5 protein-coding genes are annotated in these 5,613 nt (G+C 70.1%); all 5 read left to right on the top strand.

The annotated features are described in order from the left end of the window. The first annotated feature begins 126 nt into the window (after positions 1-126). The 5 genes from LDQ05_RS19105 to LDQ05_RS19085 all read left to right on the top strand — a co-directional run bounded on the left by LDQ05_RS19105 (position 127) and on the right by LDQ05_RS19085 (position 5,605). On the top strand, positions 127-660 hold the full coding sequence (locus LDQ05_RS19105; RefSeq protein ID WP_226438532.1) for a DUF779 domain-containing protein: 534 nt from the start codon (positions 127-129) through the stop codon (positions 658-660). A 429-nt stretch (positions 661-1,089) separates the two neighbouring features. Beyond that, positions 1,090-2,502, top strand: a complete 1,413-nt coding sequence (locus tag LDQ05_RS19100) for an ethanolamine ammonia-lyase subunit EutB (protein ID WP_226438531.1) — start codon at positions 1,090-1,092, stop codon at positions 2,500-2,502. Beyond that, a complete protein-coding gene (gene eutC / locus LDQ05_RS19095; RefSeq protein WP_226438530.1) occupies positions 2,499-3,284 on the top strand; it encodes an ethanolamine ammonia-lyase subunit EutC in 786 nt (261 codons plus the stop codon). The genes LDQ05_RS19100 and eutC overlap by 4 nt, the downstream gene beginning before the upstream one ends. Positions 3,285-3,545: 261 nt before the next feature. Then, positions 3,546-4,094 carry a hypothetical protein gene (locus LDQ05_RS19090; protein ID WP_226438529.1) on the top strand — a complete coding sequence of 183 codons (549 nt, stop codon included), beginning with the start codon at positions 3,546-3,548 and terminating at the stop codon, positions 4,092-4,094. A 152-nt stretch (positions 4,095-4,246) separates the two neighbouring features. After that, positions 4,247-5,605, top strand: coding sequence for an MFS transporter (locus tag LDQ05_RS19085; RefSeq protein ID WP_372461163.1), 1,359 nt, complete (start codon positions 4,247-4,249; stop codon positions 5,603-5,605). Positions 5,606-5,613 lie beyond the last annotated feature (8 nt).

The raw sequence follows: 5,613 nt of genomic DNA, 5'->3' as shown, positions 1-5,613 counted from the left end.
CGCCCGTCGCGTCGTGACCGACGCGGCGGGCGCCGGCCCATCCATCACACCCCGAGCGAATGTATCGCCGGCTCGATCGAGGGAGACGAGCGATACACTCGCTCGAGTCGCGGGAGGCCGAAGTACATGTCCGTACCCCTTCGAGTCGTGACGACCGTCGGTGCCGCCGATCTGCTCCGCACACTCGCCGACCGTCACGGGCCGCTGATGCTGCACCAGTCCGGTGGCTGCTGCGACGGCTCCGCACCGATGTGTTACCCGCAGGGGGAGTTCCTGGTCGGTGACCGGGACGTGTTGCTCGGCGTCCTGGACCTGCGGCTCGCGGCCGGCGAGACCGCGCCGGATCTGCCCGACGGTCGCGACGCGGTGCCCGTGTGGATCTCCGGGGCGCAGTTCGCGGCGTGGAAGCACACCCGACTCGTCCTCGACGTGGTCCCCGGACGCGGCTCCGGTTTCAGCCTCGAATCACCCGAAGGTGTGCGTTTTCTCAGCCGCGGTGGCGCATTCACCCCGACCGAACTCGCCGACCTCGACGGCGCCCCGGTGGTGCTCGGTCGCGACTGGGCCGACGGTGCCCGCCCGGGGCCGGCGGCAACATCGCCGATCGTGGCCGAGGCCGCCGACGTGTGCCCGGTGCCGGGAACCGCCCGCCAGGTGTAGTTCCCAGGCAGGTCCCGCATGACCGTTCGCGCCGTCGTGGGTGCTCTTCGCGCCCGGTCCGTATGCGCGACCGGTCCCTCCCGGAGGGGCGCGACCTCCGGTGCACTCCGCGCTCACCGCCGCTCCGCAGCAGTACACTCGACGTGCCCGACCGGAGCGGCTCCGTCCTAAGTTCGAAGAAGGGCAAAGATGTCGTCGACAGATCCGAATGCCGCCGGCCACCTCGGTGCGCATCACGACGGCGCCGACTTCCACACGGAGTCGCGCGCACATCTCGAGAAGCGGACCTTGCGGAAGGGATCCGCGGGATGGGTACTGCCAGCACAGCAGCTCTCATAGAATATTCGATCGCACCTGCGGCGATCGGTTGGTCGCCAACTCCCCGGACGAGGAGTTCGCGGCCCTGGCGAAGGCGGAGGCGGAACTCGAATGACGACCTATACCCAGCATCTGGCCGGCACCACCTACACCTTCGCGGGTCTCGTGGAACTGCTCGCCAAGGCCACACCGCTGCGCTCGGGTGACGAACTGGCCGGGTGCGCCGCCGAATCGGACGCCGAGCGGGCCGCCGCGCAGTGGGTGCTGGCGGACCTGCCGCTCGACACCTTCCTGCACGAGCCGGTGGTGCCGTACGAGGACGACGAGGTCACGCGGCTGATCATCGACTCGCACGACCGGCACGCCTATCGGGCGGTGGCGCATCTGACGGTCGGCGGCCTGCGCGACCGGCTGCTCGAGACCGCGGCCCGGCCCGACGCCGCCGAGCACCTCGCAGCCGTCTCCCCGGGGCTGACTCCGGAGATGGTGGCGGCCGTCAGCAAGATCATGCGCAATCAGGATCTGATCGCCGTCGCCCGCGCCGTCACGGTCACCGCGGCGTTCCGCACCACGGTCGGGACGCCGGGTCGGTTGTCGACGCGGTTGCAACCCAACCATCCCACCGACGACCCGCAGGGTATCGCCGCCGCCACGCTCGACGGACTGCTCATGGGCTGCGGCGACGCGGTGATCGGCATCAACCCCGCCACCGACTCGCCGCAGGCCACCGCGGAACTGCTCCATCTGCTCGACGAGATCCGGCAGCGGTTCGACATCCCGGTGCAGTCGTGCGTGCTCTCGCACGTGACGACGACGCTCGGACTCGTCGAGGAAGGAGCACCCGTCGATCTGGTGTTCCAGTCCATCGCCGGGACCGAGGGCGCGAATTCCGGCTTCGGCGTGAACATCGGGTTGCTGCGCGAGGCGAACGCCGCCGGCCGGGAGCTCGGGCGTGGCACGGTCGGGGACAACGTCATGTACCTGGAAACCGGTCAGGGGTCGGCGTTGAGTACCGGTGCGCACCTGGGCACCGACGGGCGCCCGGTCGACCAGCAGACCCTCGAAGCCCGCGCCTACGCCGTGGCACGCGACCTGCAGCCGCTGCTGGTGAACACCGTCGTCGGGTTCATCGGCCCCGAATACCTCTACGACGGCAAGCAGATCATCCGGGCCGGTCTCGAAGACCACTTCTGCGGCAAGCTGCTCGGCCTGCCGATGGGTGTGGACGTGTGCTACACCAACCACGCCGAGGCGGACCAGGACGACATGGACACCCTGCTCACCCTGCTCGGCGCGGCGGGGGTCGGTTTCGTCATCGCGGTCCCCGGTGCGGACGACGTCATGCTCGGATACCAGAGCCTGTCATTCCACGACGCGCTGTACGTGCGGCGAGTGCTCGGATTGCGCCCGGCCCCCGAGTTCGAGGCGTGGCTGCAACGCCTCGGCATGGTCGACGACGGCGGACGGGTACTGCCCGTCGACCTGGACGGTTCGCCGCTGCGCGCCCTGGCGGGTGTGCGATGAGCGCCGGGGACGCCGCCGCGACCCGAGAGGATCCGCGGGATCCGTGGAGCGAACTGCGATCGACCACGCAATCGCGGATCGGTCTCGGCCGGGCGGGGGATGCCCTGCCGACCCGCCGTGTCCTCGAGTTCCGGGTCTCGCACGCCGCGGCGCGCGACGCGGTGCACCTGCCGCTGGACGTCGCGACGTTCACCGCGGCGGTGCGCGAGGTCGGACTCGGGGAGCCGGCGGTGGTGCGCAGCTGCGCCGCCGACCGCGGCGAGTATCTGCGCCGCCCCGACCTGGGGCGTACCCCCGCGGATCTCGACACGGTGTCCCGGACGGGGGCGGACGTGGGGTTCGTCCTCGCGGACGGACTGTCGCCGCGGGCTCTGATGGAGCACGGGGCACCGTTGCTGGCCGCGATCGCGGCGGAGTTGCCGCAGCACTACACGCTCGCCCCGCCGGTGGTCGCCACCCAGGCGCGTGTCGCGCTGGGCGATCACATCGGTGATGCGCTCGGGGTGACGACCCTGGTGCTGCTCATCGGGGAGCGGCCGGGCCTGTCGGTGGCCGACAGCCTCGGTGTCTACCTGACACACCGGCCGCAGCCGGGCCGGACCGACGCCGACCGCAACTGCATCTCCAACATCCATCCGCCCGAGGGACTCGGCTACGTGCAGGCCGCCCGCGTGGTCACCGGTCTGGTGGACGGGGCGCGCCGCCTGGGCCGCTCGGGAGTGGAACTGAAGGACACCTCGCGGGCCGCCACCCTCGGTGCCGGTGCGGTGCTCGAACCCTGATCGCGGTCCGGGACCCACTGTTCCGGTGCGGTATCGCGGAATCCTCTGTCTGCACACCGAATTCACGAGTTCTCGGCGGTCGGGTCGTCGTCCGCGTGGGCTCCCGCGAGGGGGGGTTCCCCGTCGCGCTGTCGGGGCTGACGACCGCGCGTGGATCGTGGCCGGGGCAGAATTGGGCGGCGGGTTCGTCCGGACCCGGGCACGGTGCGCGGCGGTGAGTCCGCGCGGAACGGCTCCTTCGGGGGCGGGTGGGAGTGAGCGATGGCCTTCGCGGGCAATGTCGACGAGTTGGCGCTGCTGCAGACGGTGCGGTTGAAGAAGCAGGTCACCGCGGAGATGATCGCCGCGCATCTCGGTGTGACGGTGGCTGCGGGGCAGGCAGCCACGGCGGCGCTCGTCGAGCAGGGCAAGGCCGAGTCGTCGGGCGACGCGATCTCCCTCACCGACAAGGGGCTGAGCGAGTTGTCCGACCAACTCGACGCGGAACGTGTGTCCATCGACGAGGACTCCATCGCCGACCTGTACGAGCAGTTCGGGCCGCTCGACGTGGAACTGACCGCGCTCCTCACCGACCCGGAGGCCGACGGTTTCCTCGACGCACTGATCGCGCTCGACCGCTCGGCGCAGGCGTTGTTCGACGACGTCTCGGCGTTCGTTCCGCGGTTGTCGCGCTACCAGGACCTGTTCGAGGAAGCGCTCGGACGGGTCAAGGGCGGATCGTTGGCGTGGGCGACCGCGGGCAACATCGACTCCTACGCGACCGTGTGGGGCGAGATGCGCGCGGAGCTGGCGGGCGCGTCCGGCAACTGACCCGGCAGGTCGTTCGTTCCTCTCGGTATGTGACCCCCTTCACATCCACCCCCTTTCGGGGGTGGTGGCGGGGTGAGCGGGATCACTACCTTTGCCTCCAATCCGCGGCGGGACCTCCCGACCGCGGTTCGGACGGACAACGGAGGAACGACGTGACCACAGTGTCGACACCGGGGGCGCACGAACCCTCGGCGGTGCCCGCCGGCACCCCAGCGCCGGCGGGTACCGCACCGACCGGGCCCGGGATGAGACGTGTCGCAGTCGCGAGCTGCATCGGCACGACCATCGAGTTCTACGACTTCTTCATCTACGGCACCGCGGCCGCGCTCGTGTTCCCGACGGTGTTCTTCCCCGCGCTGGGGGCGACGGCCGGAACGGTGGCCTCGTTCGCGACCTTCGCCGTCGCGTTCATCGCACGCCCCGTGGGGGCGATGCTCTTCGGCCACTTCGGCGACCGCATCGGACGCAAGAAGACCCTCGTGTCGACCCTGCTCCTGATGGGTGTCGCGACACTGCTGATCGGTCTGTTGCCGGGCGCCGACACCATCGGTGTCGCGGCGCCGATCCTGCTCGTCGCACTCCGGTTCGTGCAGGGCTTCGCGGTCGGTGGCGAATGGGCCGGCGCAACGCTGCTCACCGCCGAGTACGCGCCACCCGGCAAACGCGGCATGTACGCGATGTTCCCGCAGCTCGGACCGGCCCTCGCCTTCGCGCTGTCCAGTGGAACCTTCCTGTTCACCGGTCTCGCCCTCGGCGACACCAACGAGGCATTCCTGACCTACGGCTGGCGGATCCCGTTCCTGCTGAGCATCGTGCTCGTCCTCGTCGGCCTGTACGTGCGTCTCGCCATCGAGGAGACCCCGGTGTTCCGCGCGGAGTCCGCCGCGGCGGCATCCGAGGGCAAGCGCACCCTGCCGTTCCTCGACGCGCTGCGCAACCAGACCAAGGAGATCCTCCTCGGCGCCGGTGCCCTCGCCATCATGTTCGCGTTCTTCTACATGGGCACCGCCTACCTCACGAGCTACGCCACCACGACCCTCGGCTTCGACCGCCCGTTCGTCCTCGTCGTCGGAATAGCCTCCTCCCTCGTCTTCGGTGCGTCGATCGTGCTCTCGGCCCTGTACTCCGACCGGGTCGGCCGCCGGAAGGTCATCATGATCTCGTGCGGGTTCTCCGTGGTCTGGGCGGTGGCGCTGTTCCCGCTGCTCGACACCGGATCACCGATCGCATTCGTCGTCGGCATGATGGTCACCCTCGCCATCTTCGGGATCGCGTACGGCCCGTGCGGTGCACTGCTCCCCGAGATGTTCCACACCCGCTACCGCTACACCGGTGCCGGTCTCGCCTACAACGGTGCCGGCGTCCTCGGCGGTGCGATCCCGCCGATCCTCGCGGCACCGCTCGCCGCTTCGTTCGGCGGCATCGCGATCGGAATCATGCTGGCCGTGCTCGGTGTTCTGAGCATCGCGTGCACGGCGGCACTGACCGAGACGCGCGACCGCGCGCTGTGAACCCCGCG

The organism is Rhodococcus yananensis, from assembly GCF_020515525.1.
In the GTDB taxonomy this organism is placed as follows: Bacteria; Actinomycetota; Actinomycetes; order Mycobacteriales; family Mycobacteriaceae; genus Rhodococcus; species Rhodococcus yananensis.
The sequence above is the reverse complement of the archived record's forward strand: the minus strand, read 5'-3'. Positions and strand labels throughout refer to the sequence as shown.